Origin of the sequence: Paraburkholderia steynii, from assembly GCF_900100565.1 — a bacterium.
In the GTDB taxonomy this organism is placed as follows: domain Bacteria; phylum Pseudomonadota; class Gammaproteobacteria; order Burkholderiales; family Burkholderiaceae; genus Paraburkholderia; species Paraburkholderia terrae.
In genome coordinates this window covers 14,747-38,119 of the sequence record NZ_FNDI01000019.1, presented here as the reverse complement: position 1 = coordinate 38,119, position 23,373 = coordinate 14,747, and the positions used below count along the sequence as shown (strand labels likewise).

22 protein-coding genes and 1 pseudogene are annotated in these 23,373 nt (G+C 56.6%); 14 read left to right on the top strand and 9 right to left on the bottom strand.

The window, feature by feature from the left end; genetic code table 11:
* Position 1 precedes the first annotated feature (1 nt).
* The 11 genes from BLT65_RS29305 to BLT65_RS29255 all read left to right on the top strand — a co-directional run bounded on the left by BLT65_RS29305 (position 2) and on the right by BLT65_RS29255 (position 10,989).
* Entirely contained in the window at positions 2-1,123 is a 1,122-nt protein-coding gene (locus BLT65_RS29305) for a cupin domain-containing protein (RefSeq protein ID WP_091784256.1), read from the top strand.
* Positions 1,124-1,134: 11 nt separating this feature from the next.
* Positions 1,135-2,028, top strand: coding sequence for a 4-hydroxy-tetrahydrodipicolinate synthase (dapA, locus tag BLT65_RS29300; RefSeq protein WP_091784253.1), 894 nt, complete (start codon positions 1,135-1,137; stop codon positions 2,026-2,028).
* Positions 2,029-2,043: 15 nt separating this feature from the next.
* Positions 2,044-3,528, top strand: a complete 1,485-nt coding sequence (locus tag BLT65_RS29295) for an NAD-dependent succinate-semialdehyde dehydrogenase (protein ID WP_091784250.1) — start codon at positions 2,044-2,046, stop codon at positions 3,526-3,528.
* Between the two features lie 25 nt (positions 3,529-3,553).
* The gene (locus BLT65_RS29290) at positions 3,554-4,102 is read left to right on the top strand and encodes a hypothetical protein (RefSeq protein WP_091784247.1); all 549 of its coding nucleotides are present in this window, start codon (positions 3,554-3,556) and stop codon (positions 4,100-4,102) included.
* Between the two features lie 7 nt (positions 4,103-4,109).
* Entirely contained in the window at positions 4,110-5,090 is a 981-nt protein-coding gene (locus tag BLT65_RS29285; protein ID WP_091784244.1) for an ornithine cyclodeaminase family protein, read from the top strand.
* A 132-nt stretch (positions 5,091-5,222) separates the two neighbouring features.
* Entirely contained in the window at positions 5,223-6,647 is a 1,425-nt protein-coding gene (locus BLT65_RS29280; RefSeq protein WP_244186711.1) for an MFS transporter, read from the top strand.
* 264 nt (positions 6,648-6,911) lie between these two features.
* Complete coding sequence (locus BLT65_RS29275) at positions 6,912-7,220, top strand: hypothetical protein (protein WP_091784242.1); 309 nt, start codon at positions 6,912-6,914, stop codon at positions 7,218-7,220.
* A gap of 169 nt (positions 7,221-7,389) precedes the next feature.
* Entirely contained in the window at positions 7,390-8,223 is an 834-nt protein-coding gene (locus BLT65_RS29270) for a sulfurtransferase (protein ID WP_091784239.1), read from the top strand.
* 747 nt (positions 8,224-8,970) lie between these two features.
* Positions 8,971-9,342 carry an ectoine synthase gene (locus tag BLT65_RS29265; protein WP_091784237.1) on the top strand — a complete coding sequence of 124 codons (372 nt, stop codon included), beginning with the start codon at positions 8,971-8,973 and terminating at the stop codon, positions 9,340-9,342.
* A gap of 107 nt (positions 9,343-9,449) precedes the next feature.
* Positions 9,450-10,670, top strand: coding sequence for an MFS transporter (locus tag BLT65_RS29260; protein WP_091784235.1), 1,221 nt, complete (start codon positions 9,450-9,452; stop codon positions 10,668-10,670).
* Between the two features lie 4 nt (positions 10,671-10,674).
* Complete coding sequence (locus BLT65_RS29255) at positions 10,675-10,989, top strand: AMP-binding protein (protein ID WP_167306563.1); 315 nt, start codon at positions 10,675-10,677, stop codon at positions 10,987-10,989.
* 136 nt (positions 10,990-11,125) lie between these two features.
* Here BLT65_RS29255 and BLT65_RS29250 read toward each other — a convergent pair whose 3' ends face one another.
* The 6 genes from BLT65_RS29250 to BLT65_RS29220 all read right to left on the bottom strand — a co-directional run bounded on the left by BLT65_RS29250 (position 11,126) and on the right by BLT65_RS29220 (position 15,793).
* The gene (locus BLT65_RS29250) at positions 11,126-11,512 is read right to left on the bottom strand and encodes a hypothetical protein (protein WP_091784536.1); all 387 of its coding nucleotides are present in this window, start codon (positions 11,510-11,512) and stop codon (positions 11,126-11,128) included.
* 233 nt (positions 11,513-11,745) lie between these two features.
* The gene (locus BLT65_RS29245; protein WP_091784231.1) at positions 11,746-12,024 is read right to left on the bottom strand and encodes an HU family DNA-binding protein; all 279 of its coding nucleotides are present in this window, start codon (positions 12,022-12,024) and stop codon (positions 11,746-11,748) included.
* Positions 12,025-12,792: 768 nt separating this feature from the next.
* Complete coding sequence (locus BLT65_RS29235) at positions 12,793-13,458, bottom strand: HhH-GDP family DNA glycosylase (protein WP_091784227.1); 666 nt, start codon at positions 13,456-13,458, stop codon at positions 12,793-12,795.
* The gene (locus tag BLT65_RS29230) at positions 13,455-14,075 is read right to left on the bottom strand and encodes a 7-cyano-7-deazaguanine synthase (protein ID WP_091784225.1); all 621 of its coding nucleotides are present in this window, start codon (positions 14,073-14,075) and stop codon (positions 13,455-13,457) included. The genes BLT65_RS29235 and BLT65_RS29230 overlap by 4 nt, the downstream gene beginning before the upstream one ends.
* On the bottom strand, positions 14,072-15,403 hold the full coding sequence (locus BLT65_RS29225; RefSeq protein ID WP_091784223.1) for a nucleoside 2-deoxyribosyltransferase: 1,332 nt from the start codon (positions 15,401-15,403) through the stop codon (positions 14,072-14,074). Before BLT65_RS29225 ends, BLT65_RS29230 begins: the two co-directional genes overlap by 4 nt.
* 3 nt (positions 15,404-15,406) lie before the next feature.
* Positions 15,407-15,793, bottom strand: coding sequence for a hypothetical protein (locus tag BLT65_RS29220; protein WP_244186709.1), 387 nt, complete (start codon positions 15,791-15,793; stop codon positions 15,407-15,409).
* Between the two features lie 335 nt (positions 15,794-16,128).
* Between BLT65_RS29220 and BLT65_RS29215 the strand changes: the two are divergent.
* Positions 16,129-17,133 (top strand): annotated as a pseudogene (locus tag BLT65_RS29215) (IS3 family transposase); the annotation flags it as partial.
* Between the two features lie 164 nt (positions 17,134-17,297).
* On the opposite strand, the gene BLT65_RS29210 reads toward BLT65_RS29215, so the two are convergent.
* From BLT65_RS29210 to BLT65_RS29200, 3 genes are all read right to left on the bottom strand, one after another.
* Positions 17,298-18,614, bottom strand: coding sequence for a hypothetical protein (locus tag BLT65_RS29210; protein ID WP_091784221.1), 1,317 nt, complete (start codon positions 18,612-18,614; stop codon positions 17,298-17,300).
* 763 nt (positions 18,615-19,377) lie between these two features.
* A complete protein-coding gene (locus BLT65_RS29205; RefSeq protein WP_143036578.1) occupies positions 19,378-19,590 on the bottom strand; it encodes a hypothetical protein in 213 nt (70 codons plus the stop codon).
* Between the two features lie 179 nt (positions 19,591-19,769).
* Entirely contained in the window at positions 19,770-20,159 is a 390-nt protein-coding gene (locus BLT65_RS29200; protein ID WP_091784215.1) for a hypothetical protein, read from the bottom strand.
* Positions 20,160-20,955: 796 nt separating this feature from the next.
* Here BLT65_RS29200 and BLT65_RS48065 point away from each other — a divergent pair.
* On the top strand, positions 20,956-21,219 hold the full coding sequence (locus BLT65_RS48065; protein WP_244186706.1) for a DUF6680 family protein: 264 nt from the start codon (positions 20,956-20,958) through the stop codon (positions 21,217-21,219).
* Positions 21,220-21,831: 612 nt separating this feature from the next.
* Complete coding sequence (locus tag BLT65_RS29190) at positions 21,832-22,842, top strand: AraC family transcriptional regulator (protein ID WP_091784212.1); 1,011 nt, start codon at positions 21,832-21,834, stop codon at positions 22,840-22,842.
* Positions 22,843-23,373: the final 531 nt, after the last annotated feature.

Genomic DNA, 23,373 nt, shown 5'->3' with positions numbered 1-23,373 from the left:
CATGCACGATTTGAAGCGCGAATTCGAGCGACGGCAAGCACTGTTCGTCGATCAAACCGCGAAACACCCCCGCGACAATCATTATTGGGACCCCGTTGTCATTACCGGTGAAGAGATCGAGGCGGAAGTTGCACGCCTTGCAGACCTCCCGGCTCCGGTTGATGGCCGACGGCAGTCGTTGATCGTACATCCGGCCGCGCGCGAACACGCACCTGGCCTTGCGCCGGGTATCCAAGTGATGTTGCAGGTGTTGTTGCCCGGGGAATCAACGCGACCTATGCGCCACAACGCGACTGAGGTCAATTTTTGCATTCGCGGGGCTGGTCGCACAATCGTCGCAGGACGTTCCATTGCTTTCAGTCAGTACGACGTCTGGAACCATCCGTCTTACGTGCCGTACCAGCATATCAATGACACAGATGAGATCCAGGTCCGACTCGTCTACTCGAACATTTCGCTTTTGCAGCAATTAGAGATCTACGTGCCCGACTTTGACGTATCGCTGAACGATGAAAGCGGCGCCGCGGTCATGCATGCAGGGGACGATCCGAAGAGAAAGAATCCGTTTGGCACATTTCCGATTGGTACCGACGGCGGCCTGCTGATGCCATACGAGACGCTGATCAATCCGACCGTCGTCGAATCGAAGCCCCTTCATTTCCCCTGGCAAAACGTGAAAGCGGAACTCGACAAGCTCGCTGCGCTCGGCAGTGACTACATCGGACGTCGCCTTTACATGCTCTACAACCCGACCACAGGTCGTACGAACGGCATCACACCGAACTTCTTCGCGACGATGACCATCCGTCCGCCGAAAATCGTCGATCGTCCGCACCGTCATGTGTCAGCCGCAATCAACTACTACTTCTCTGGTTCGGGATACAGCATGGTCGCCGGCAATCGCTATGAATGGAAAGCGGGAGATCTTATGCTCTCGGCGCCGGGGTGGGCGGTGCATAACCATGCATCCTACGACGAACCCGTGTACGAACTGACGATTCAAGATCAGCCGCTCAATATCCAGATGGAATCGTTGCTTTGGCAGGAGAGCATGAAAGAAGCACCGGCGCTGCTCGGCACGCAGACCGGTTTCCAGACCAATCGTCAAAAGACGCCGGCTTAAGGATTCGACTCATGCATGAACTTTCTTCTCTGAAGGGCTCAATTACGCCCATCATTACACCGTTCAAGGGCGATGCCGTCGACTACGATACCTATGCCAAGCTTGTCGACTGGCAAATCGTCAACGGAGGGCACGGTGTGCTCGTCAACGGCACCACAGCCGAACCGAGTTCGTTGACAGTGAGCGAGCGCAACCGACTCGTCGACGTTGCGATAGAAGCGGCTGCAGGACGCGTGCCGGTGATCGCCGCGACAGGTTCGCAGTCGCTCGCTGAAACGCTAGAGCTGACTACGCATGCAGACAAGGCCGGCGTCAACGGGTTGCTCGTCGTAACGCCCTACTACATCAAGCCGCCGCAACGCGGGCTAATCGAGTATTACGCCGAGGTGGGACGTCGAACCGAGCGGCCGCTCATGATTTACCACATCCCGGGGCGCGCGGCGGTCAATGTCGACCTTGATACGGTCAAGGCAATCAAGGAGCGCGTACCTAATCTTGTCGGCATGAAGCACGCTGTGAACGACATGGGCTTCGTCACGCACATGCTCGCCGCATTCGGCCCTGAATGGCGCGTATTCGTAGGCCTCGAGGAGTTGAGCTTCCCCATGCTGACAGTCGGAGCATGCGGCCTCATGAATGCGGTCGGCAATCTCGCTCCACGTAAGGTATCAGCACTCTACGAAGCAGTGGCGCGGGGCGATCTCGAGGCGGGGAGAGCCTTGCACTTTGATCTCTTCGATCTAAATCTCGCGGTGTTTTTCGACACAAATCCGATCCCGATTAAGTACATGATGAAGCGCATGGGTCTGTTGCCAAACAATGAGCACCGCTTGCCGATGATGCCTGCCACGCGCGATCTCGAAAAGCGTCTCGACGGTGTACTCGAACGCGCAGGACTTATTTGAGGGACGCGCGTTCAAATGAACACCACTACAGACGAAACTATCGTGCCTGCACTCTCGCGTCCCGAACTCCTGCGTCAGTCAGCTTATGTCGGCGGAACGTGGCTCGACGTTGGCGAAGGTCCTTCAATCATCGTGCGCAATCCGGCCACAGGCGACGCTATCGGAAGCGTGCCGGCACTTGACGCCGAAACTGTGCGCACTGCGGTCTCACATGCTGCACATGCTTTCCAGGAATGGCGGCGAGTACCTGCAAAACAACGCGCCCGTGTACTTCGAGCGTGGCACGACAAGGTCATTGCACACATTGACGACCTTGCGTTGATTCTGACGACCGAACAGGGCAAGACCTTGTCCGAGGCGCGCGGCGAAATCCAGTATGCGGCATCGTTCATTGAATGGTTCGCTGAAGAAGCGAAACGCATTAACGGTGACATTCTTCCGGCGGCAGCAGACGGCAACCGTATCCTCGTATTGAAGCAACCGGTCGGCGTATGCGCGGCTGTCACGCCGTGGAATTTCCCTGCGGCCATGGTGACACGCAAGGTTGCCCCGGCCCTAGCCGCAGGCTGCACAGTCGTCCTGAAGCCAGCCAGTGCGACGCCATTCACCGCGCTCGCGCTTGCCGTACTGGGAGAGGACGCAGGTATTCCGCCGGGCGTATTCAACATCGTGACGGGCAGCGCACGCCAGATTGGCGATGAACTTTGCCAGAATCCGCTGGTTCGCAAGCTGACTTTCACCGGGTCGACCGAAGTCGGACGCGAGTTGATGGCCAAGTCCGCGACCACGATCAAGAAGGTGTCGATGGAGCTAGGGGGCAACGCCCCGTTCATCGTTTTCGACGACGCCAACATACCAGACGCGGTGGCCGGCGCGATGTTCTCGAAGTTTCGCAACTCCGGGCAAACATGTGTGTGTACCAATCGCATCCTCGTACAGGCCAGCGTCTACGACGCGTTTTGCCACCAATTCGAGCACGCAGTCTCCAAACTGCGTGTTGGACCTGGCATCGCCGATGGAATCGACCAGGGTCCGCTAATCGATGCAGCTGCCGTCGCTCATCTGAATGAACTGGTCGCCGATGCAGAAGCTCTTGGCGCCACCGTTACGGTTGGCGGCAAGTCCCATTCGCTTGGTGGCAATTTCTTCATGCCCACGGTGGTGCGCGACGTCGCGCCCGAAATGCGACTGTTCCGTGAAGAAGCGTTTGGCCCGATAGCCCCGATCGTTCGCTTCGACACCGAGGAAGAGGGTATCGCACTGGCAAACGATACGGAGTACGGACTCGCAGGTTACTTTTTCGCGTCACGGATGGACCGTGTTGTACGCGTATTTGAGGCACTCGAAACGGGCATGGTCGGCATCAACACCGGTGCAATCTCGTCAGAAGTCGTGCCTTTCGGTGGTATCAAGGCGTCGGGTATCGGACGGGAAGGATCGAAATACGGTATCAACGATTACCTTGAGATCAAAGCCGGTGTGCTCGCCGGCGCATTCTGATCCTGAAGCCAAAATGGAGACAGGCATGAGTACACATATTCCTCGGCTCGAGATGGACGCCCTGCGCCCGGATCTCGCCGAGTATCTTGAGCCCCGCGTGAAGCGTCTCGGGTACCTGGGCGAACTCTTCAAATGCGCAGGCAATGCACCCGACGTAATCCTGCATTTCATGCATTTCACCGACGCGTTGAAAGATGCCTTGCCTGACCGCTTGACTGAACTCGGCGCCCTCACCGTCGCCAGCTACATGGAGAACCAGTACGAACGCCATCAACATGAACGCCTGAGCATCAAACTCGGCTTTCCCCGAGAGTGGATCGAGCAGATCAATCAGCTCGATCCGGCAGCAGCCGATGCATTAACGGAGGTCGAGAAGACCGCGCAAACGTACGCATTGGCAGCATTGCGCACGCGCGGACTCGACGTCCAGCAGGAGTTCAAGGCACTCGCACAGCTTGTCCCGCCGTCCGAAGCGATGGCTTTCGTAATGTTGATCGGGCGCTACATGACACACGCCCTTGTGGTCAACACGCTGCAGTTGGCGCCTCCGGTGCCATCGATCTTTGAAGGATGAAAGCGAGATGAACTCACCGATCTGGATTTCCGAGCAGACCGTCGTCAGGCTGATGAACTTGCCCGACGCCATCGGCGCGCTTGAGCGTGGCTTGGCACAGCAGGCGAGCGGCGACGCACGCAACATGGTGAAGACGCATGTCGCCTGGGGCGAGAATAATTTGCATGCGATCGGAGCCACCTACCCGAAAGCCGGCATCGTCGGGACGAAGACCTGGGCACACACGCTCGGCGGAACGTGCCCGCTCCTGATGCTGTTCGATGCTGAGACAGGCCAGCTAAAAGCCATCATCGAAGCGTTCGCGCTCGGGCAAATGCGTACTGGCGGAATATCGGGCGTTGCAACGCGCTGGCTCGCACATCGCGACGCCGACGTGCTCGCCCTTATCGGTACCGGAAAACAGGCCTTGGCGCAGCTGGCCGCGGTCGCGGCAGTGCGGCCGCTACGCCTCGTTCGGGTTTTCAGTCCCACACCAGAGAAGCGCGCGGCCTTTGTTGCACGCGCAAGTGAGCAGTTCGGCTTCGAAATTGTCGAAGCCGACTCGGTGGAAAAGGCCGTCGCCGATGCCCCTATCATCACGACTGTCACGCGCGCCAGGCAGCCATTCCTCTCGACCTCTGCGATAGCACGCGGTACGCATATCAATGCGGTCGGAGCCATTACAGAAGAGCGGATTGAATTGGCAAACGATGTATTTGCCCGCTGCACGCGCGCAGTGGTCGACGATCTGCCTGCTGTGCAACGCCTTTCCACCGAACTCATTCATGCTTATGGCGATTCACAGCGATGGAGGGAGGTGACTCCGTTATGCGAGGTGATCGCTGAATCCGTTGGACGCACCGACGACGACGACATAACCATCTTCAAGGCAATGGGAATGGGGGTATCCGACCTGGCCCTCGGTATCGAGATTCTCGAGCGGGCAACAAGCGCAGGGCTCGGTACACCGCTGCCACTTCCACAACGCGAAGCTCCGCGGCTGGTGTGAAGGTTTCCAGCTTTCCAGGTCCCTTTCGGTACTACTGGGAGGTTTGGATAATGCCGCTGCACGCGTCATATCTGACGTCGCATAGAGGTCGGATAGCGAAAGAATAAAGATGCGAGATATAGGAGACAAATAGTGAAGAGTAAAGCCGCTGCCGCGATAGCTATCGCCGTATCATCTGACGCCAGCTATCAATCGGTCACTCCGGCGGTCACCGCCGATGCTTCTTCCCCGCTTGATGTACGGAAAGAGCTGGAAAACGCGCCCCTCGGCATCTTTCACCTGCGGATAGGCTTGCTGATTTCTTTAATACTGTTGTCTGACGGCTACGACCTGTACAACTCGGCCTATATCGTTCATTCCGTTGCGGGTCCGTGGGGACTCTCGCCGAGCGGCATTGGCGTGCTGCTATCTAGTGGCCTGGCAGGTTTTGCGGCAGGCTCGACCATCTCCGGATTTTTTGGCGATCGGCTCGGCCGCCGGAAGGTTTTGCTGTTTGGATGCTGGGCATCGGGCATCATGAGCCTCGCTATCGCCGTCCTGGCGCAGGATCTCGCTTCCTACGTTGCTTTACGCGTGTTGATGGGTCTCGCGCTCGGTCTGCTCATGCCGATTGCGGTCACATATATCAACGAAATCGCGCCGTCTCGTGCATCGAACGTATTCACAGCATGGTTCTTTTCGCTCGGGTGGCTCGCGGGTGCTTCATCGGCCGGGCTGGTCGCAGGGTGGCTTACGCCTACCCATGGCTGGCAAAGCCTCTATTACGTTGGCAGCGCAATGCTCCCGTTCGCGCTTCTCATTCATTGGCTTCTGCCCGAATCGCCGCTTTTCCTCGCGGGTCGCTCACGCTGGTCCGAGGTGAAGACGCTACTCGTCAAGATCCGTCCCGACCGTGCGGCGCAATACGAATCGGTGAAGCTCATCTCGACGCTAAACGACGCGCATCGGGGATCGGGGAGTATTCTGCTCTCTCGCGGTTACTTCGCCCCTTCAGTCAGTTACTGGTGCGCCGGTGCACTGAGCCTGTTCGCGGCCTATGGCCTGTCTGGCTGGTTGCCTACCATCATGCTCAAGCGTGGTGAGAACCTGTCTTCAAGTTTCGCTTACGGCTCCCTGCTCGCCGGTATGGCTGTCGCTGGCGGGCTGCTGGCAGGTTACATTGCCGATCGTTTGGGCGATCGCCGACGTGTCGTTGCGTTGAGCTATGTGTTCGGTACCGTCGCAATCGCCATTCTCGCGCGCTCACACGATCATGCGACAACCCTAGCGGCCGTTGCTGCGGCAGGTGCATTCGTGGTGGGATCCCAGATAGTACTCAACAATCTGGTCGCGTCCACTTATCCCACGGAAGTTCGAAGCACAGGCGTTGGCATCTTCCTCGGACTGGCACGCGTTGGCGCAATGCTGGGACCGTCTGTGGCCGGCCTGCTGCAGCAGTGGTCAGGCACTACGGACATTATGTTCGCGACGATCGGCACTGCAACCTTGCTAACAGCGGGATTGGTGTATGGAGCTGCGTCCACGAGCACACCCGAGTCTACTGTACAAGATAGCTGACTCGCTATTTCGGGGACCTGACAACGAAAGGGCACTCTTCGTTGATGCGATCGAGTGCAGCGGTGCTGCGTTTAGTCTTCTGCTCGGAAAATCGAACAATTCTACAAGGACATCCGCTGGATACATGAGAAGGAAAACTAGATCTTAGCTCGCTGTAAGCGAAGACTTCGGTACCTATCGCGCGAAGATCAAGGGCTTTCCGAGTAGTCTGGGACGGTGTCGCGCTGGTAGACACCTTTTACCATCGTTCCATGCGAACGTTTCATGGTCGACACCGAGCCTAGTGTACAGGTGTTGAAAGTTGCTGACGTTGTCGGTTACGCGAACACATTTTCCCCGTACCTCGGCTCAATTTTCAGGTTCTCTGGCTCGGAGGCTGGCGAGTCGACCTACCAGATAAAGTTTGACGTAGAGGCTATCTCCCTTTTCGCCGAGAAGCGTACGAGCGGAATGTACAAAAATGACTGCTTCGCCAAGGAAGTTCTTGCGGAAGCTCCGCTGGAACTGACGCGTCAATCGAAAAAGGCGGCGGAGAAAAGGAAAGCGAACCCGGTCGCTCCTGTTGGTCTTTGAATCTGTTGACTTCTGAAATCGTTAGTTTTTAAGCGACAATACGGAGAGTCACTGCTATCGGCGCGACATCGTTGTGTATGCCGGTCGCCCAGCATTCGAAAACTCCCAAACGGCACACGTGACCGCAACGGCGATCATCGTTCGGCATTTCCTTTGAGCTAAACACATCATGGAACCTCTCGTCTCCGCATCCTGGTTACACAGCAATCTAGACCGTGCCGATCTTATCGTGCTGGAGGCTGGGCTGCCGTCGGCAGTTTCCACCGGGGCAGTGTCAGTCTCTGGTGACAATGGGATACCCGGCGCGACATACGTCGATCTCAACAAACAGTTCATCGATGACGTCCAGCCGTTTCCTCACATGCTGGCGGCCGCAGACAGATTTTCGGAAGACGCACGCAAGCTCGGCGTCAACCAGAACGATACGATCATCGTGTACGACAAATTTGGCATCTATTCCAGCCCGCGCCTGAGACTGGCGTTCAAGGCGATGGGACACGAGAAGGTCGCAGTGCTGGACGGTGGGCTACCAGCTTGGCAGGCGCTCGGTCTGCCCACGATACGTCTCCAGCAGGAGAGTCGCCCCACGGGAGATTTTGTTGCCCTCGTCCGGTCAACCTTTTTTTGCAATGCTGAATTCGTGGTCGAGTCGACACGATCCTCCAATTTCACGGTCGTTGACGCCAGATCAGCTGGCCGATTCAAGGGAACCGCGCCTGAGCCGCGCGCCGGCTTACGGTCCGGGCATATTCCCGGCGCGCTAAATCTTCCTTTCGAGGCAGTGCTTGAACATGGCATGATGCGGCCAAGTGCTGAGTTGCGACGAGTCTTTGCCGAGTTATCTCTTCCACAGAGCAATCTCATTTTCAGCTGCGGCTCCGGCGTCACGGCATGCATTCCCGCGCTAGCTGCGGAGCTGATCGGTTTTAATGACATCAGAATCTATGACGGCTCATGGTCTGAATGGGGTGCCCGATCCGACCTACCGGTAGCCGTCGGCTGACGCGTCTGTAGCCCCGCTGTCTCAACGGCAGCGTGTACCCGTTTTTCTCTCCCACCAGCCAAGACTGACGCATGACTCCCGATAGGAAAACGCGGCAGCGACCAACGACCTCTACCGTCAAGTCATCCGCCTCAAACAGATACCCAGGGGCGCTCCATTCTTCCGGCTGTAGTCAGGGCGTCGACCGTACTATTTGACTCCGTCGAACAGATTGCTGAACAAGCAGAAGCCATTTGATGTGACTCGCTGCTTCGCATAACAGTTACGACGGCGACCGGCAAGCCTCTGGTCGTCGACTGGCGAGCAGCCACGAGATTGAATGGGATGCCGTGCGCCGTCCCTGATGTGCAGCAAAGCGGATCGCCTGCAACGCGAGGCAGCCCTGGATTGGTGCCGGACGGCTCATCGGAATGAGTGAATCTTCTTTCAACCGGTCACCCCTTCCAAGGCACCACGACAGGCATGCTCCAACTCTAAATTTATGCACGATAAATGTAGAAAAACTACAAGCTAACGTCCAGGTGTTTTTTGTCGAGCCGATGCCGTATGCATGAAATATATCCACATTTTCGCTCGTTCAAGGTGCTTGACGGTGGCGACACTTGCAAGTATTGTAGAAATACTACATGCCTTAAGTGATCATTCTCCTTGGCGGACTGACCCGTTTATTTGGCGGCGGCGCCCCCTGAAAGCAAAAACGATAGTTATTACGAAAAAGAAAGGAGTGCAAGGTGTTTTGTCTGAAACTTGGATGATGTCGAGAAAGAGGGGTTCCTTGTCGAATGGGGCTCCAGTACGAGCCATCGCTTGCTGGTGGAAAAAGACGGAATGGACTATGACGTGTGTCACACGGTGGTACGCGCGGGCACCGATTCGCTGCTGCAATACCGCAATCATCTCGAGGCATGGTATTGCATCGCGGGTGAACGAGAAGCCGAGGACATGAACGGCAACGCCATTCTCATCCAGCCGGGGACCATTTACGTGCCCAACAAGCACGACCTGCACAATCTGCGGGGCGGCAACGACCAGGACCTCGTCCTCATCGTTGTGTTCAATCCACCGCTCAAAGGACACGAGCGGCAAAATCTTGAAGCCGCCCAAACGTTCACCTACTAGAGCCCGATTCGATCATCCCGGAAAGCCTCTGGGTTCTGGCTCTTCAAGAAATGTACACAGGAGCGCGAACACAGCACGTGCTCCACGCAAAAGAAAGGTGACCGTTCGTGCGCGCCCAGCATCAAGCATTCTTCTATTCGCTTTTCTTTGCCCGCCTCGCGGATCAGATTCTGCTGTTTCTCGTGCCGCTGGTCATCTTTCAGACGACCGGGCGTGTGTCCTGGTCGGGCATCGCGTTTTCGCTCGAGACGTTCCCGAGATACCTGTGTTTCCCGGTTCTGGGTGCGCTTTGCGACCGGTATTCGCCGACGAAGCTGATGCGCATCAGCCAGATTCTCCGCGCGGTAGCCTGCGTCGTCGGCATCACTGCACATGATCTCGTCGGTGGACTAGGATGGCTGATCGCGCTGTCTGCATTGTGCGGCATGCTGACGAGTCAGGGCGTCGTCGCACGCGAGGTGCTGCTGCCGCAGATCTTCAGCAGCCATCGCTTCGAGAAAGTGCTGTCGTATTCGCAACTGGCCGACCAACTCGGCTTGGTGCTGGGTCCGATGCTCGCGGCCATTCTGCTGTCCTGGTGGCGCTGGGAGTTTGTCGTCGCCGCCGCAGCCGTGCTGTTCTTTACCGCCGATATCGCGCTGGCCTATTGGCAGAAAGCGAGCGCCTTCGAATTTACCGTACCGGAAGGCACACACGGCACCTGGTTCAAGCCAATCAAGACAGCGCTCGATCACGTCATCCATCTCCCCGGCCTCAAGTCTGTCATCCTGCTGGCAGCTGCGGAGAACCTCGTGATCGGCGTGACGCTCGCGACGTCCGCCGCGATGGTCACCGGCTTTCACCACCAGAGCGGACGTTACTACGCGGGTCTGCAAACGGCAGGTGCCTGCGTGACAATTGCGATTCTGCTGATGACAGCCAGACTGCATTTTTCGAGGCGCATCCTTGGCCTCGTGGGATTCAGCTCCATCTGCATCGGCGGTGTCGTCGCGGCGGCCAGCCCGGGAATAGCGGGGTACGTACTTGGCTTTCTGCTGATCGTCGGATTCGACAAGATGTTCAACGTATATATCCGGAGCACGCGGCAGAAAATCATTCCGGCGCGTGACTACGGGAAAACCACCGGCGTCGTCATTCTCCTCAACAACATGACGCAACCACTCGCCGGACTCGCGGTGGGCGTGTTCTCGACCCGTCACGGCCCGGGTGCGGTGATTCTGGTTATGTCGTTGTGTATGGGCGGACTTGGCCTGCTGGTCTCGCTTATCCCCCACATCCGGAAAGACCAGAACCCCTCGGCGGCGTCAGCGTCCTCGTATGAGCGCTAGCAGCATGATGGAACGGTTTCACGAATACTTCGAGCACGGCGCGATTCGCCTGCAATACAAAATAGCGCTGACAGTCGACGGACGTTCGACAACCTACAGGAAATTGCTGGACTACACGTGGACTATTGCGGAAACACTCTACCATCTCGGCGTTCCTGCCGGCGCGCGGGTTGCGATCTGTTCGGAGATGTCGATGAACGCAGTAGCGGCCGCGTTCGGCATTCTGAAGACCGGATGTGTACTTGTCTGCGTTCAGCATATGAATTCCACCGTGGAACATCTGCACGGGTGGAACGGCCACCACGGCCGTCCGTTGTAGCGCGAAGCTCGGCAAAACCAGACGCAGTCTTTGACCCAGGTTTCGTAGTTCCTGTCTGGTGGCGGATATCGCACTTCGAATGCAGATGATCCATCGCAATTCCTCATCTTCTTGATCGGAGCAGAGATTTGCCACCCTAATGCGTTTCTGGAATAGGCGAAGAGGCTGTACCTTCAAGAAAGTGTCTCAGGCGCCGCTCGGCTTCAATCACCTTGTGAAGTGGTGTGATGGCTAACTGCGAGTCATGTAACGCAAGCAGCCTCTCAAACGCCGGAATGGCGTCCTCCGTGAGAATCCATTCCTTAGATTCGTGAGCGCGTGCTAAAGCTTCCTCGACCGCGTACTCGGCCGTCTTGTACTGCTCGACAGGTTCGTTGCCGTAGCCCGACTGCTGAAGAAACCACGCAACGTAAACGGCGCGCATCAGTTCATTTAACAGATATCCGTTCCCGTGACCGTCGCGGCAAGTCGCGAGCGCCAGATGATAAGTCAACGATTGCTCTCGCACCGTAGCCTGATCCATGGGCAACAACATCGTCTTGGTGAGGGGGCGCCTATGTTTTACCGCACCTCCGCCGCTTCGCTTCGAGCTCATTTGGCTAATCACCGGACTTCTGACAAGACACAACATTGTAGCGAAATCGCACACTAAGGCCGATGAAAGCCAGCAACATAAAGTTAACGCTGAAGAAGTATGGTCAGGTCCTGTCATGTTGCTCGAATCGGGCATGCCGCGATGGCTCCCCCGGAAGCGAGCTACGACGCATTCACTGCGTCCTTGAATGCTTTACCTGCGGTGAACTTGACCGTCTTGGCGGCGGGAATCGTAATGGTTTCTCCCGTTGAAGGATTGCGCCCACTCCGTTCTGCCCGCGCGCCCACCGAAAACGAGCCGAATCCGATCAATTGCACCGTATCTCCGCGCGAGAGCGCGTGCGTAACCGCCTCGATAATGGCGTCAATTGCCTCGCCGGTGCTTGTTTTGCTCTCATCCGTGGTCGTAGCCACAGCGTCAATCAGTTCCTGCTTGTTCATTCATGAGCTCCATCATGGCGTCCGCTGTTGCGAACAGAACTGTCACGCTACAACATCTGGAGGGTAAAAGGCAAGATCGCACCGTCTTAGTATTAGTCGAGCGTTCACAGCTTAGCTTTATTGGGCTCAAAAGCCGCTCGCAATTGCTCCGCGATTTTCGCGCAGACCTTCGCTGACGGCTGTTCAGGCATTGTGGCGCGAATTAGAACTCTCGCCGCTTGCCTTTGACGGCAGACACACCGTGAAACTTGTGGATCGCCGGGACTTTAATCCTCTTCCTCATCCATTGCCTGACCAATTCTCCGTTGTTGCTCGATGTCCGAATCCGCGTCACGAAGCAAGGCTTCATACAATTCATACGCGGGCTCGAAGCGACCAATCCTCGACAATACGGCGTCGGCCGCATCCCGAATCGCTGGTGCCGACGGGAGACAGATGGAGGAATTAAAGGGCTTCCTGTTTAGCCGCCCTGTGTCGCTCGACAATCCTGTCGTGTGGTTTGCGGGGACAGCGTCCGGATATCGTCAACCCTGAGCGAAGGCATTCGCAGCTTCTATTGGCTTAGGTACGCGTCAAGCTAGCGCGCGCATCAGCTCATGCGTGATCGTGCCGGGCGCTACTGTGACTTCGTCTACCTTCACTGGGTCGCTCAATAGTTCGACATGGCTGTCGTTACTTCGCCGCGTTTCGTGATGGCTGAGAACTGTGAGTCACCTCAAAGCAGTTACGACGCCGTGCTCTGGGTAAGCGCGGCGTCACTTACGGCGCTTAGACTCCGAGAGTCAACTGCACCTGAGCTGGTGCCGTAGCCCGACGCCAGAGCCAGGCGTCGAATTCGCGTCGCGGTAGTGAAAGAAGATCCGCTGCGCAGCAGAACGACTTACGCAGAAAATGATAGTCATCGTTTTCGACACCGACCGTTTTCGCGAACGTCCGCACATGACGGTCGACCGCGATGGAGTCGATACCAACGAGACACGCCATGTAATCCACGGTCTTCGGGCCAATCCCGTTGACGGTCTGAATCGCGTCGCAGAACTCGTCGGACGCCAGACCGGCGCGCAAATCACTCACGTCCTCGATGCCCCAATTCTTCATGAAAACAACCAACGCTTCGAACCGGGTCACCTTCTCGTGGTGGCGCCAGTTCAGGAACACCCCAGTCTTGCCATCTTCAATCACCGCGAGCAATGACGAAATCTTGTGGTGGTTCGGGTACGCCCGCAGGATGGCCAATACCCGCGGACGCACCACAGTCGTGTAGTTGAGGCCAGCCTGGAGCACCGAATCCGCCAGAACGGCTCCCAGGTGCCCACATGTAGCACGCGGGTGCTTATCCTCGAGAAGCGCGCCTTCGTCCTTCGCATGGTCAGCGATGCGCCGCGCTGCAAGCAACACCTCAATGGCGGACCCTTTGGCTCCAGTCCTGCTCATACCAGCTTCGCCTCTTTCAATGCGTTCAGACGCTCGACGCAGTTCGGACACGCGCCGCACGGAAACTGTGCAGACGCCTGGCATGAGTAGGTTCGTCCGATAGGCACGCCAAGCTCAGCAGCCGCCCGGGCCACGTCGGCCTTGGACGAATTGCGGAACGGCGAGTGAAAGCGAACGGGACCAATGCTCGATGTGAGTCCGTCGAGGCTGTTCATAAACGTGGCGGTACAGTCAATTTCTTTGGCGTGGTTGCTGTTGATGAAACCAGTGTAGACATCCAGGATACCGATCGTCTGTGCACGCGCGGCCGCGGCAGCGAAGAACAGCATCGTTCGATACGGGATGTACAAGTCATCGTCCTTGACCTCTTCAGTCCAGAGATCTGCTTCGCGAATCAGCCGCGACTGCGAGCCTCTGAAAATATCCGATATGTTGAAACGCTCAGGCCGATGCATATCGGTGGGCAAAACTTCGTTTACGCGACTCCACTCGACTTCTACGCAATGTTGTCCGTAGTCAAAAAAGATTGGTACGACTTCAATGCCCGTTGCCACGAGTTGGTACCCAACGGTCGTTGAGTCCAGGCCTCCGGAGGCCAGAAGGAGAGCTTTTTTCATTGCGATTCGGCCCTCAATTTGGCAAGAGCGTCGAAGGTTCCGTTCAGGCACGCATCAAGGTCCGCGGAGTATACCGAACTTCCGACGACCACCATCGTGTTCTCGTTTTCTTGCCGAGGGTCGAAGGTGATAACGGGTTTCCCCATCGCGATTGCCATGCCGATTTCGACGAGCGTTCCAGGGTCGCGACCGAGAGGCACTGCGAACACAGCATCGCATTCCTTTAGCAACTCGTAGTCCATGTGATACGTGCGATGCAGGTCTGCCTCACTCGCCGGCCGTGCCAACTCGCCATTCTCCTCAATGGGACGCCGCAGCTTGAAGTTGTGATACACGAGGCTATCCGCAGCACGGTCGAGTTCCGGCTTATCGACATAGGTGAAACCTGGGCCGGCCAGGTAGATAGAGTAACGAGGCCTGTCGTGCCACGGCAGCACTGTGCCGCCCAGCGCTTGCAGCACCTCCAGCGGAAGCTTGAATCCGCGCTCCACATCGCGCTTGAGGTCGTCAGGGAACGTCGTCTGCGAATACGCCGTCGCAACCTGACAGCCGCGCCACGCAGCTTCAGTCCAGCCCTGCTGCGAGAGCCCCGCCATCACAGCGGAGTAGACGTCGCCTACGCCAACTGAGTTGACGGTGCGCCCTAGCGTTGCGGGGATTTCTTCGACGCCACTATCGCGCATATCGAAGAGCCTGCTGCCACCTCGATTCTCCTTCAGCAAGAACACGCTCGGCGACAGCGTCTGCACTGCCGCTATCAACCCGCCGACGTCTTCTTTGCCCAGCTTATTGAACAGAGAAGATGACGTCGAGATGATGACCGCATGGACGCGCCCACTGAACGCCCTAAGCGACGAAAGGTCCTGAAGGTCATACGCAATATCAAACGAGAAGCGTGCGTCATTCGAGAACTGGTTGGCAAGGGCACTGATATCGAACCTGCCGGGGAAGACAACGACATTCTGGTAAGCGTCGAGGCGCGGCAGCGGATCGTGGAATTTCACCGCTTTGGTGTCACGCATCAAGTCTTCATAGCCTTGATGTGAGACCTCCGTCGCGTCACCAATCACGATGACGCTCGGGGCGCCGACGACATCGCCGAGCCAGATGAACTCCTTGCAGCCGCAATCCGACAGATAGCGCTTTGCTTCGTCAACAAGATATTGTGGACAGAACGCCGCCACGGAGTATTCGAGCCCTGCGGCCCATAGCCCTCTCGCTGCATGGCCCACACCACCCAAACGAAGTTTGCACTTTGCACCATGTTGAGCAAGCGTGAAGTCAACTATAAGCTCTCCAACAATCAGAACTGCGTCTGTTTGGATCATGGTCTATTGCGGACCGAAGTCAGCCTCCACGATGGGTACAGGCTTCTCAGCCGACGACTTCACGAGGCCGACATACGTAACGCCGCTCGCCAGGCACGCCGCAAGGTAGTTGAGCGCTGTGGGGAGCGCCCCAACCTTCACACCGTTCACGTCGACGGCGAAGATACGCTTCTTGTCGAAGACAATGCCCAACTGGTCGCCGACAATGGGGACTTTCTTGAATTGTGAATAGAAGTCGCTGTTACCGACATCCTCCAGCAGGCAGGAAAACGCCTGTTTGCATTTGTCGACGCCACTCGCGCCGCCTGCAACGCCAACTCCATCCCCCTCGACGTCCTTGGCCTTCGTACCAGGATAGTCCGAAAAACGACCCGAACCTGAGCTTCCCATGATGCCCCCGCTGCGCGATTAATAAGATTTCTGTTCGTGGTGTACGTACTCAACCCTCTCCAAAAGTGTACAAGAGCCACGCCGCAACTGCTGCGATTTCAGCAGGCGATCCTCTACCGATGCATATTGCATCATTCAACATTGGCTATTTCCGAACCAAACCTTTGAACGAAGTTGGTAGAACTGGTCTGAGCCAGGAAAACGCACGAGCGCTTCTGGGTTGATGTCCTCTCTGCCCTAAAGGCCGGAGCATCCCGCGTGTCTAGGTAAAGTAAGCTTGCCCCGGAAAAACGAATCCCTTGCTGAGCAGGTAAACTCAAGCAAGGAGAAGAACGATGACAAGCAAGGCAAAGCGAGCGCAGTACACGCTCGAGTTCAAGCTGGAAGCGGTGCGACTGGTCGAGGCCGGGCAAAGCATGGCGACGGTGGCGGCGACACTGAGTGTGGTTGAACAGACGCTGTACAACTGGGTGCGCAATCGACACCACTGGCCGGTCTCGGTGCTATGTGAAGCGCTGGAAGTCAGTCCAAGCGGATATCATCAGCGCAGGCAACGCACCGCGCAAGCCAAGCCGCACCGAGGCCGCGTGAGTGACGACGCACTGCTTGCGCACATCAAGACGATTCACACGCAGGTCAGGGGCGAATACGGCTGGCCGCGCATGTGGAAGGAACTGCTCACGCATGGCGTGCGCGTGGGCAAAGAGCGGGTGCGCAAGCTGATGGCGCAGCATGGCATTCGAGCCCGGCACAAGCGCAAGTACATCGCGACGACAAACTCGAACCACGATTTGCCGGTTGCGCCAAATCTGCTGGAGCGCAATTTCACTGCAACTGCGCCGAACCACGTCTGGACGACCGGCATCACGTATCTGGCGACAGCCGAGGGCCGGGTGTACCTCGCGGTCATCATCGACCTGTTCAGCCGGCAGGTGGTGGGCTGGTCGATGCAGCCGCACATGAAGGCTGAACTGGTCACGGACGCATTGCGCATGGCGTGGTTTCGACGCCGCCCTGAAGCCGGCGTAATCGTGCATAGCGACAGGGGCAGCCAGTATTGCACCGGCCTGTTTCAGGACACGTTGAAGGCCTATGGCATGCGTTCGTCAATGAGCCGGCGCAGCGATTGTTGGGATAACGCGCCTACTGAAAGTCTATGGAGTTCGCTAAAGGTCGCACGTATGCATGGGCGGCACTTCGCCACGCGGCGTGCCGCAATGGATGAAGTGATTGATTGGCTCGGCTTTTACAATGCGCGGCGCCTACACTCGACGCTCAACTACGTCAGCCCCATGACGTTCGAGAAAAACTGGGCCGCAGTTCAGCGAGGCGAAGCGGCCTTATTTCCGTGGCTATGGGATTCGTCAAACAGGGGCAAGGTCACCGTTAGATCTCTGATGGGTACTAGACTCGCCCAGCTCCTGTACATTTACAAGACAACCGTCGTTAGACGGCTCACTATTTATTTATCGTAGGTCAAGGTTCGTATTGATCAATTTAGGCGTTACCGAAATGTATCCATCCCGATTGGAAATCGTAACGTAACGAGGTGTTTCTCCATTAGGATAGCTGCGATCTGACCGTCGAAATATTTGATTTCGACGCTTACATCGTCAACCAAATTGTTGACGTGTACTGGCGCTAGAGGTATGCGCTGCTTTATTTGACCGGTCCACAGTAGGGGGGCGAAGGAGTCATTGATTGGAGGCCATAGCTGTCTATCATCGGTATTATGTTCGATATGTCGAAGTATCGCTAGTGCACGGAACGCTACGCTCACCGACTCTGCCCCGGGTCCGCTACCACCGTACTCAAAGCAAAATTCTTTCTTGTCTGCTGTCTGGGGTAGCTTATTAGCGTATACCGTCCGATTATCCTGCCCTCCGCCGTCAGCCCCTGGACTATCATCTTGCTTTATCGGATCCGCGTCGACAATCTCCCAATCCGAAGCGTCTGCGGTGCCGTTGTATTGGGCCCCAAGCCGAGCACAGCCCTTGTCGTGAGCCGAGCCCGCTCCGGACGCTGCAAAAATCTTTTCCTTTGCCGGGTTGGTTTCCTCGGAAAGAATTGCGCGCGTTATGACGTACTTGTCGAAAGTCCGATGTAACGTAATCTTCACGTCGCCCACTTTTTTGGGGAGCAGATAAAGAGCGATTTTGTATGACTTCGTTTCTTTGAAAAAAAGATATGACGGAGCGACCAATTCAAGATTCATCGACATTGTAGTTATCGCATTATCGGCAGACGGAGGTAAAGCGTCGGCGGGTACCTCGAAAGTTGCATGAGGATCAATAAGGCCCTTCAGCGAAGCTGACTTGCTTCCTATTTTCAAAGTTCCTTCGCCATTTGCGAGAAAGGAACCATCAACATGCAATCTTATAGGGGCGTGGTTCGACACAATGAATAGAGGCGAATACGATCCGACAAACGGATAATGCGATGCTCGCGAAACACGAACTAAAGTATCGTCAAATTCACTTACCATGTTATTTAGCTGAATGATATCGACATTCATTCCACTATTTATCTTGTCTAAAGTCTGGTCCACTTGGTCGAAGAAGCCTTGCCGTTGCTTTTCAACATTACGCCACGCTTCGCTTTGCTGATCTCTTGCCAATTCATTCAGACGGTTAAGCATCGCCTCAAGACGCCGAAGGAAGTTCAACAGCACCATGTCGCCGCTCGCGGTAGCGTGATCTATCGCCTTGTCCACTTTCGTGCCCACTTTGTCTACAGTATCTGCATACGTGAGCCCGGTAAGAAGTGCAATCAGCCCGCAGCAGAAAAGTGCACGGGCAATTAGCGCTATAAGTCGATCCATAGCACGCTCCTTAGTGACGGTGAGGACGTTGAAGACATTCTAGGTTCTGTTGCCGTCATTTCAACATCGATAATCGAACCGTCGAAGACCGTTGCATGACCGCCTCGATCGCGCAGTTCGGATGCGTTGAGCTGATGCCACATCCATGCTCAGTGTTGAGCGAGTTCGCATATTCCTAAACCTCCGAACCCGCAGTTCGGCCAGAGAGGTCTACTCAGGCATAGTCTGCATGCAGACGGCCAGGCGCGCCACAGCAGAAATCCGGCCCCTTCGCAATAAAACAGGTGAGCCATCTCTTTATGGTTCAGCAGGAACACCGCGGACATTCTCGATAATCGCAATGTGTTCGTCCGCTGGCACCATCTCGATCAACGAACGCATCAGGGTCGTCGTGCGGGAGCCGGTTTTGCTGGCGGCCACGAAGTTGTGCCTGAGCTTAATCGTGCGCCGCAGAGAAGGCCAGGCGACGTGAAGACGAAGAAATCAAGCTGGGGTTTTAATTGCCGCGGCGATTTCCGTGTACCGAGCCGTTGCGCATTCGCGCGGACAAGGTCGGTCGGCAGAAGGACACGAATGGCTGCTCCCGTGCTACGAGCGAACGCACGAGGACCGTAGCAGACTGTCCGGTTGTGGCCGAGGCCGTGTGAAAACACAAAAGTACTCGGTTTTCGGGTGTCGCTTTACCCTTCGAGAGTTGCCACCAGCCCGATACGCGACGAGCTGAAGGGTCGACTTTTGAGAAGACCCCGTGCAAAGCGCGTTTTCACCCGGCCTCGGCCGGTTTCACCCGCTCGAAGATGATGCCGCGAAGACGACGCTGGCCTGAATCAACGGTTTTGAACGGCGGCTTACGGCGACGGCGGCGACCGCGTGCAGTCGGCCAATAGTTGTCATTCGCGAAACCCAGACAGCCGTCATTCCAATGGCCGGTTCGCTTCGTAACCTGCCGGACGGTCCATGAAATCTTGTCGGCCAAACCCGACATTCAGGTAACGGAATCCGTAAAGCGGCTACAGGTTCCTTTCCCAACATTCGGACTTCATGTTGAACGATTCGCCGAGTCACTAGGCGACCCGAAGTGACGCCTCGTTGCGCGATCCGCGCCATTGTCGTTCGGCTACATGGCAATACTTACTAACGCTGGCTGCTGCCCCCTCATGCTTTGTTCCATAGAAGCCACAACGCAAATACCATGGCCAGAAAGCAAAGTACCCACAGCACGACCTGACCCGCAGCACCGCTGAACTTGAAGCTCAGTATGTCGAATTGAACCGCACCCGTTGTAATTTGTAGAACGGCGACAATAAAAAATGCCGAGATGGCGGAAATTCCGATGCCGATCGTCGCTGCTGGATGATGCTGTACCATTTGAAGGAACCAGTTCTTTGGCTCCTCCGCACCCCACAAAGATTGGTAGACCAGTATTGCGAAGAAAAATCCAGTCCACGCCATTATTCCAACAACACAGATCCGAGACACCCATCTTTGGAACGATATGTCCGGCGTGTCCTTGATTTCCGGATTGCCCATTGCGTTTTCTTCCATGCGACATTCTCCTATTTAACGGGCTCGCTACACGACGCGCTAACGCCGTGAGCTCGCGTCTGTCCAGTCGATTCGCGCCGGGAAGTCCGCACGTCCGAAGAAGTTTGAAGGCGGCCATTTACCTATCAAACAGAACACGTCCGAAGAGGGTCCCGTAGCCGTCTTCTCCCTGACATCCGCGAAGAACCTCGTTCTCTGTGCCTAATTCCGCGGCACCACGTTCGGGAGTTGAACCGAATCGGCGCGCGGGCACCAGTGAGAAAGCCGGTGATTTGTTGATTTGACGATAAACAGATTAGGAAAATTACGGACGACTTACACCCTCGAACTCGGCATTGTGTAGGAATTCGCACATTTGCATGGAGCGAAACTGCGATGCCAACCGTTTCGCGAATATAGAAATGCTCACGATAAGCGCTGGTGTTTGCGCCCGAGCCTACGCAACCAATTGATTAGTCGCTTAACGGCCACATTGTCGTATGGGCCTCGGCCCTTGCAACCTATCGATCTTAAAGTGGATCACGTCCGCACCAGGCACGCACTGTACATGGCCCGCTTGGACATAAACCGACACGTCCAAAGATGTGGACGGTGAATTGGCGTTAGTCCGCCGGACGCCAACTCCAGCCGTTCGCCCTCGCGCGAGTAAGGCCACTAAAATGTCGGTTCTGTCCAGTTATCGGACCCTCCATTAACGATCATGTTGGGCAGATCGACCTTTGCGCTCGGTCGCTACACAGCGAGACCCTATACGGTCACTGACCGCTTTCCATGATCGATTGAACGCGAATGGCTGATGGTCATCTCGACAATTCTTGGTCCCATCCTGACCGTGCAGGCGCAGAAGTTTGTCGAACGCGCCCGAGCGTCTGCGCAGCGACGAGACTGGGTGTTCAGTACATTGATGGCCACTCGCCAAGCTCGTGTCTCCTTCGATGATGTTCGCGCCCTGAACATGATCGATCTCACCTTCTATGGCCGGCGTGTCCTTGGACGATATGGCGCAGCAAGAGTTCTCAAGCTGTGCTCGACGCGTGGTATGACTACCATGCTCATCTGACTCTACCGCAGGAGCGCCGCCCCCAGACTGCGGCTGAGCAACGCGACTGGACGGGCCGTGGTGACGAACTGTTCACCAACCTCTTAGACCGTGTCTGTCAACTACCTTGCGATTCTTTCACGGCTAGTCGTTCGACGATATGGCGAACGACATATGGCAGTAGATACCGTCACCGTCTAAACTCATATTGCGCGCCGTGTGCGAAGTGGCCCGACCACGCAACCGGTCGATTTCCACAATAGGCCTGCATGGTCTGAATAAAACCCACGGGACGCCTGACCTACGCCAGACCACCCCCGAGTTGTTTAGTCTTGTGAGCCCAACGGTGTCTACCTGACGATGATCGCGGGCAAACGACGTCTCATGGTCATTTGCCGAAGTGACCTAAAAGAAATGCCGTTGAAGGTACGGGGCCGAGCGGCTGAAGTGTGTCGACTTGCGACAATCGCTATCCGCGCAACGACCAGCGACCTGTCGTATCAACAATTGACCGGACTCGGCTATATACCGTCACCAACGCCGTGACTTTCTTCGTCCGCCTGTAGGGCGACCGAACAATCATTCTAGACGCACGGGCATGAGCAACGCGAGTCGCCGACAGGAGATGGACACATGGACGCAGTTTCTGACGTGCTGCGCGTCGTGCGCTTAAGCGGCGCGGTGTATCTCAACGGGACCTTTACGGCACCGTGGTGCGTGATTGGCCGCCCGGTTGCCGCGCTCTGTGCCGCTTACCTGCCGCGATCCGAGCGTGTGGTGTCATATCACCTGATCACGGAAGGTAACTGTCGGGCGCGACTGGCTGACGACCCAAGTTCGGCAATACAGGTTAATGCCGGTGAATTGCTGGTGGTGCCTCAAGGTGAAACGCACTTGATAGGCAGCGGCCTGGATATCTCCCCCGTTCCAGCGGAGTTGCTGTTGTCGCGTCAGATGGAGGCAGCGCCAGGCGAGGTGATGACGCTGTCGTATGGCGGCGGTGGAACGCCGACTCGCATCGTTTGCGGCTTTTTGGCCTGCGACCATACGCTGAGCAACCCCTTGCTCTCCTCCCTGCCGCGAATCTTCAAGATTGATGTGCGCAACGATCCACGTGCGGCCTGGCTCGAGGCATCACTCAAGTTTGCCGCCGCCGAGGCGGCCGATTCGCGGGTGGGCGGCACGATCGTTCTCGCCAGACTGTCCGAACTACTGTTTGTCGAAGCGGTCCGTTGCTGTATTGAAGCGCTGCCTGCGGACCAAACTGGATGGCTGGCCGGGGTCCGTGATCGCTTTGTGGGGCGTGCACTTTCGTTGCTCCACGCTCAGCCGGTCCATCCCTGGACTGTGGATGAACTGGCACGTAAGGTGGGACTATCGCGTTCAGCGTTGGGGCAACGATTCACGGATCTGCTCGGACGACCGCCAATGCAGTACCTGGCGCGGTGGCGCATGCAAATCGCGGCGCAAGAACTCCTGATCCGCGGTAAGTCGCTTGCCGCTGTAGCGGAGCAAATTGGCTACGAGTCGGAGGCAGCATTCAGTCGTGCCTTCAGGCGGGAATTTGGAATGCCACCGGCAGGCTGGCGTAAGAATCAAGAGAAAGTGGACGGCGCTGCCGAATCTGCACGCGCCCGCACTTAGCACGCGTGGAACCATACCACCGGATCAGCAACAGTAACCGTTTGGCACGGCGGTTTTGCATAGCGCAAGCGAGACGAATGTCACCCTTTTTGATGAGGATTGCTTACTCCGTCCATACGTCGACTTGCCACTCGTGCTCCGATACACGCCAAGCATAACGGTCATTCGCGCTCGCCATACCTGATCCGGCGTTTCGGCCATATCTCACGGCGGCCCCATCATAGAAGGCGCCATCTCCCGATCGTACATTTGAGCGTACCGGCCTGCCAGAACAACCTTTTCGTTCTTCCCGGCAAAGGAACCCTTTGGAGTGAGCCATGAAAGCTACGAGAGCGAAGTCCCTGCGTTCGCAGGTCGAAAAATGGTTGGCACCGCGTTTCCCGACGATGGTGCGTGTAACGGTGTTCAGTCGCACAGGCTCGTGCAACGGCCGATATGTGTGCGTTGAGTCACTGGAAGCTGCGGGTACCCGCGCGTTGTTTTTCTTTCTGCATGAAGGACGTTGCTGGAGTGTATTACCTCCCAAAGCGG

What these genes read in the sequence shown, in the direction of transcription:
- BLT65_RS29285 (WP_091784244.1), top strand. Translation starts at nt 4,110, where the DNA reads ATGAACTCACCGATCTGGATTTCCGAGCAGACCGTCGTCAGGCTGATG.
- BLT65_RS48065 (WP_244186706.1), top strand. Translation starts at nt 20,956, where the DNA reads ATGGTCATCTCGACAATTCTTGGTCCCATCCTGACCGTGCAGGCGCAG.
- BLT65_RS29225 (WP_091784223.1), bottom strand. Translation starts at nt 15,403, where the DNA reads ATGATCCAAACAGACGCAGTTCTGATTGTTGGAGAGCTTATAGTTGAC.
- BLT65_RS29220 (WP_244186709.1), bottom strand. Translation starts at nt 15,793, where the DNA reads ATGGGAAGCTCAGGTTCGGGTCGTTTTTCGGACTATCCTGGTACGAAG.
- BLT65_RS29245 (WP_091784231.1), bottom strand. Translation starts at nt 12,024, where the DNA reads ATGAACAAGCAGGAACTGATTGACGCTGTGGCTACGACCACGGATGAG.
- BLT65_RS29270 (WP_091784239.1), top strand. Translation starts at nt 7,390, where the DNA reads ATGGAACCTCTCGTCTCCGCATCCTGGTTACACAGCAATCTAGACCGT.
- BLT65_RS29200 (WP_091784215.1), bottom strand. Translation starts at nt 20,159, where the DNA reads ATGGAAGAAAACGCAATGGGCAATCCGGAAATCAAGGACACGCCGGAC.
- BLT65_RS29255 (WP_167306563.1), top strand. Translation starts at nt 10,675, where the DNA reads ATGATGGAACGGTTTCACGAATACTTCGAGCACGGCGCGATTCGCCTG.
- BLT65_RS29250 (WP_091784536.1), bottom strand. Translation starts at nt 11,512, where the DNA reads ATGGATCAGGCTACGGTGCGAGAGCAATCGTTGACTTATCATCTGGCG.
- BLT65_RS29235 (WP_091784227.1), bottom strand. Translation starts at nt 13,458, where the DNA reads ATGAGCAGGACTGGAGCCAAAGGGTCCGCCATTGAGGTGTTGCTTGCA.
- BLT65_RS29275 (WP_091784242.1), top strand. Translation starts at nt 6,912, where the DNA reads ATGGTCGACACCGAGCCTAGTGTACAGGTGTTGAAAGTTGCTGACGTT.
- BLT65_RS29290 (WP_091784247.1), top strand. Translation starts at nt 3,554, where the DNA reads ATGAGTACACATATTCCTCGGCTCGAGATGGACGCCCTGCGCCCGGAT.
- BLT65_RS29305 (WP_091784256.1), top strand. Translation starts at nt 2, where the DNA reads ATGCACGATTTGAAGCGCGAATTCGAGCGACGGCAAGCACTGTTCGTC.
- BLT65_RS29295 (WP_091784250.1), top strand. Translation starts at nt 2,044, where the DNA reads ATGAACACCACTACAGACGAAACTATCGTGCCTGCACTCTCGCGTCCC.
- dapA (WP_091784253.1), top strand. Translation starts at nt 1,135, where the DNA reads ATGCATGAACTTTCTTCTCTGAAGGGCTCAATTACGCCCATCATTACA.
- BLT65_RS29210 (WP_091784221.1), bottom strand. Translation starts at nt 18,614, where the DNA reads ATGGATCGACTTATAGCGCTAATTGCCCGTGCACTTTTCTGCTGCGGG.
- BLT65_RS29230 (WP_091784225.1), bottom strand. Translation starts at nt 14,075, where the DNA reads ATGAAAAAAGCTCTCCTTCTGGCCTCCGGAGGCCTGGACTCAACGACC.
- BLT65_RS29190 (WP_091784212.1), top strand. Translation starts at nt 21,832, where the DNA reads ATGGACGCAGTTTCTGACGTGCTGCGCGTCGTGCGCTTAAGCGGCGCG.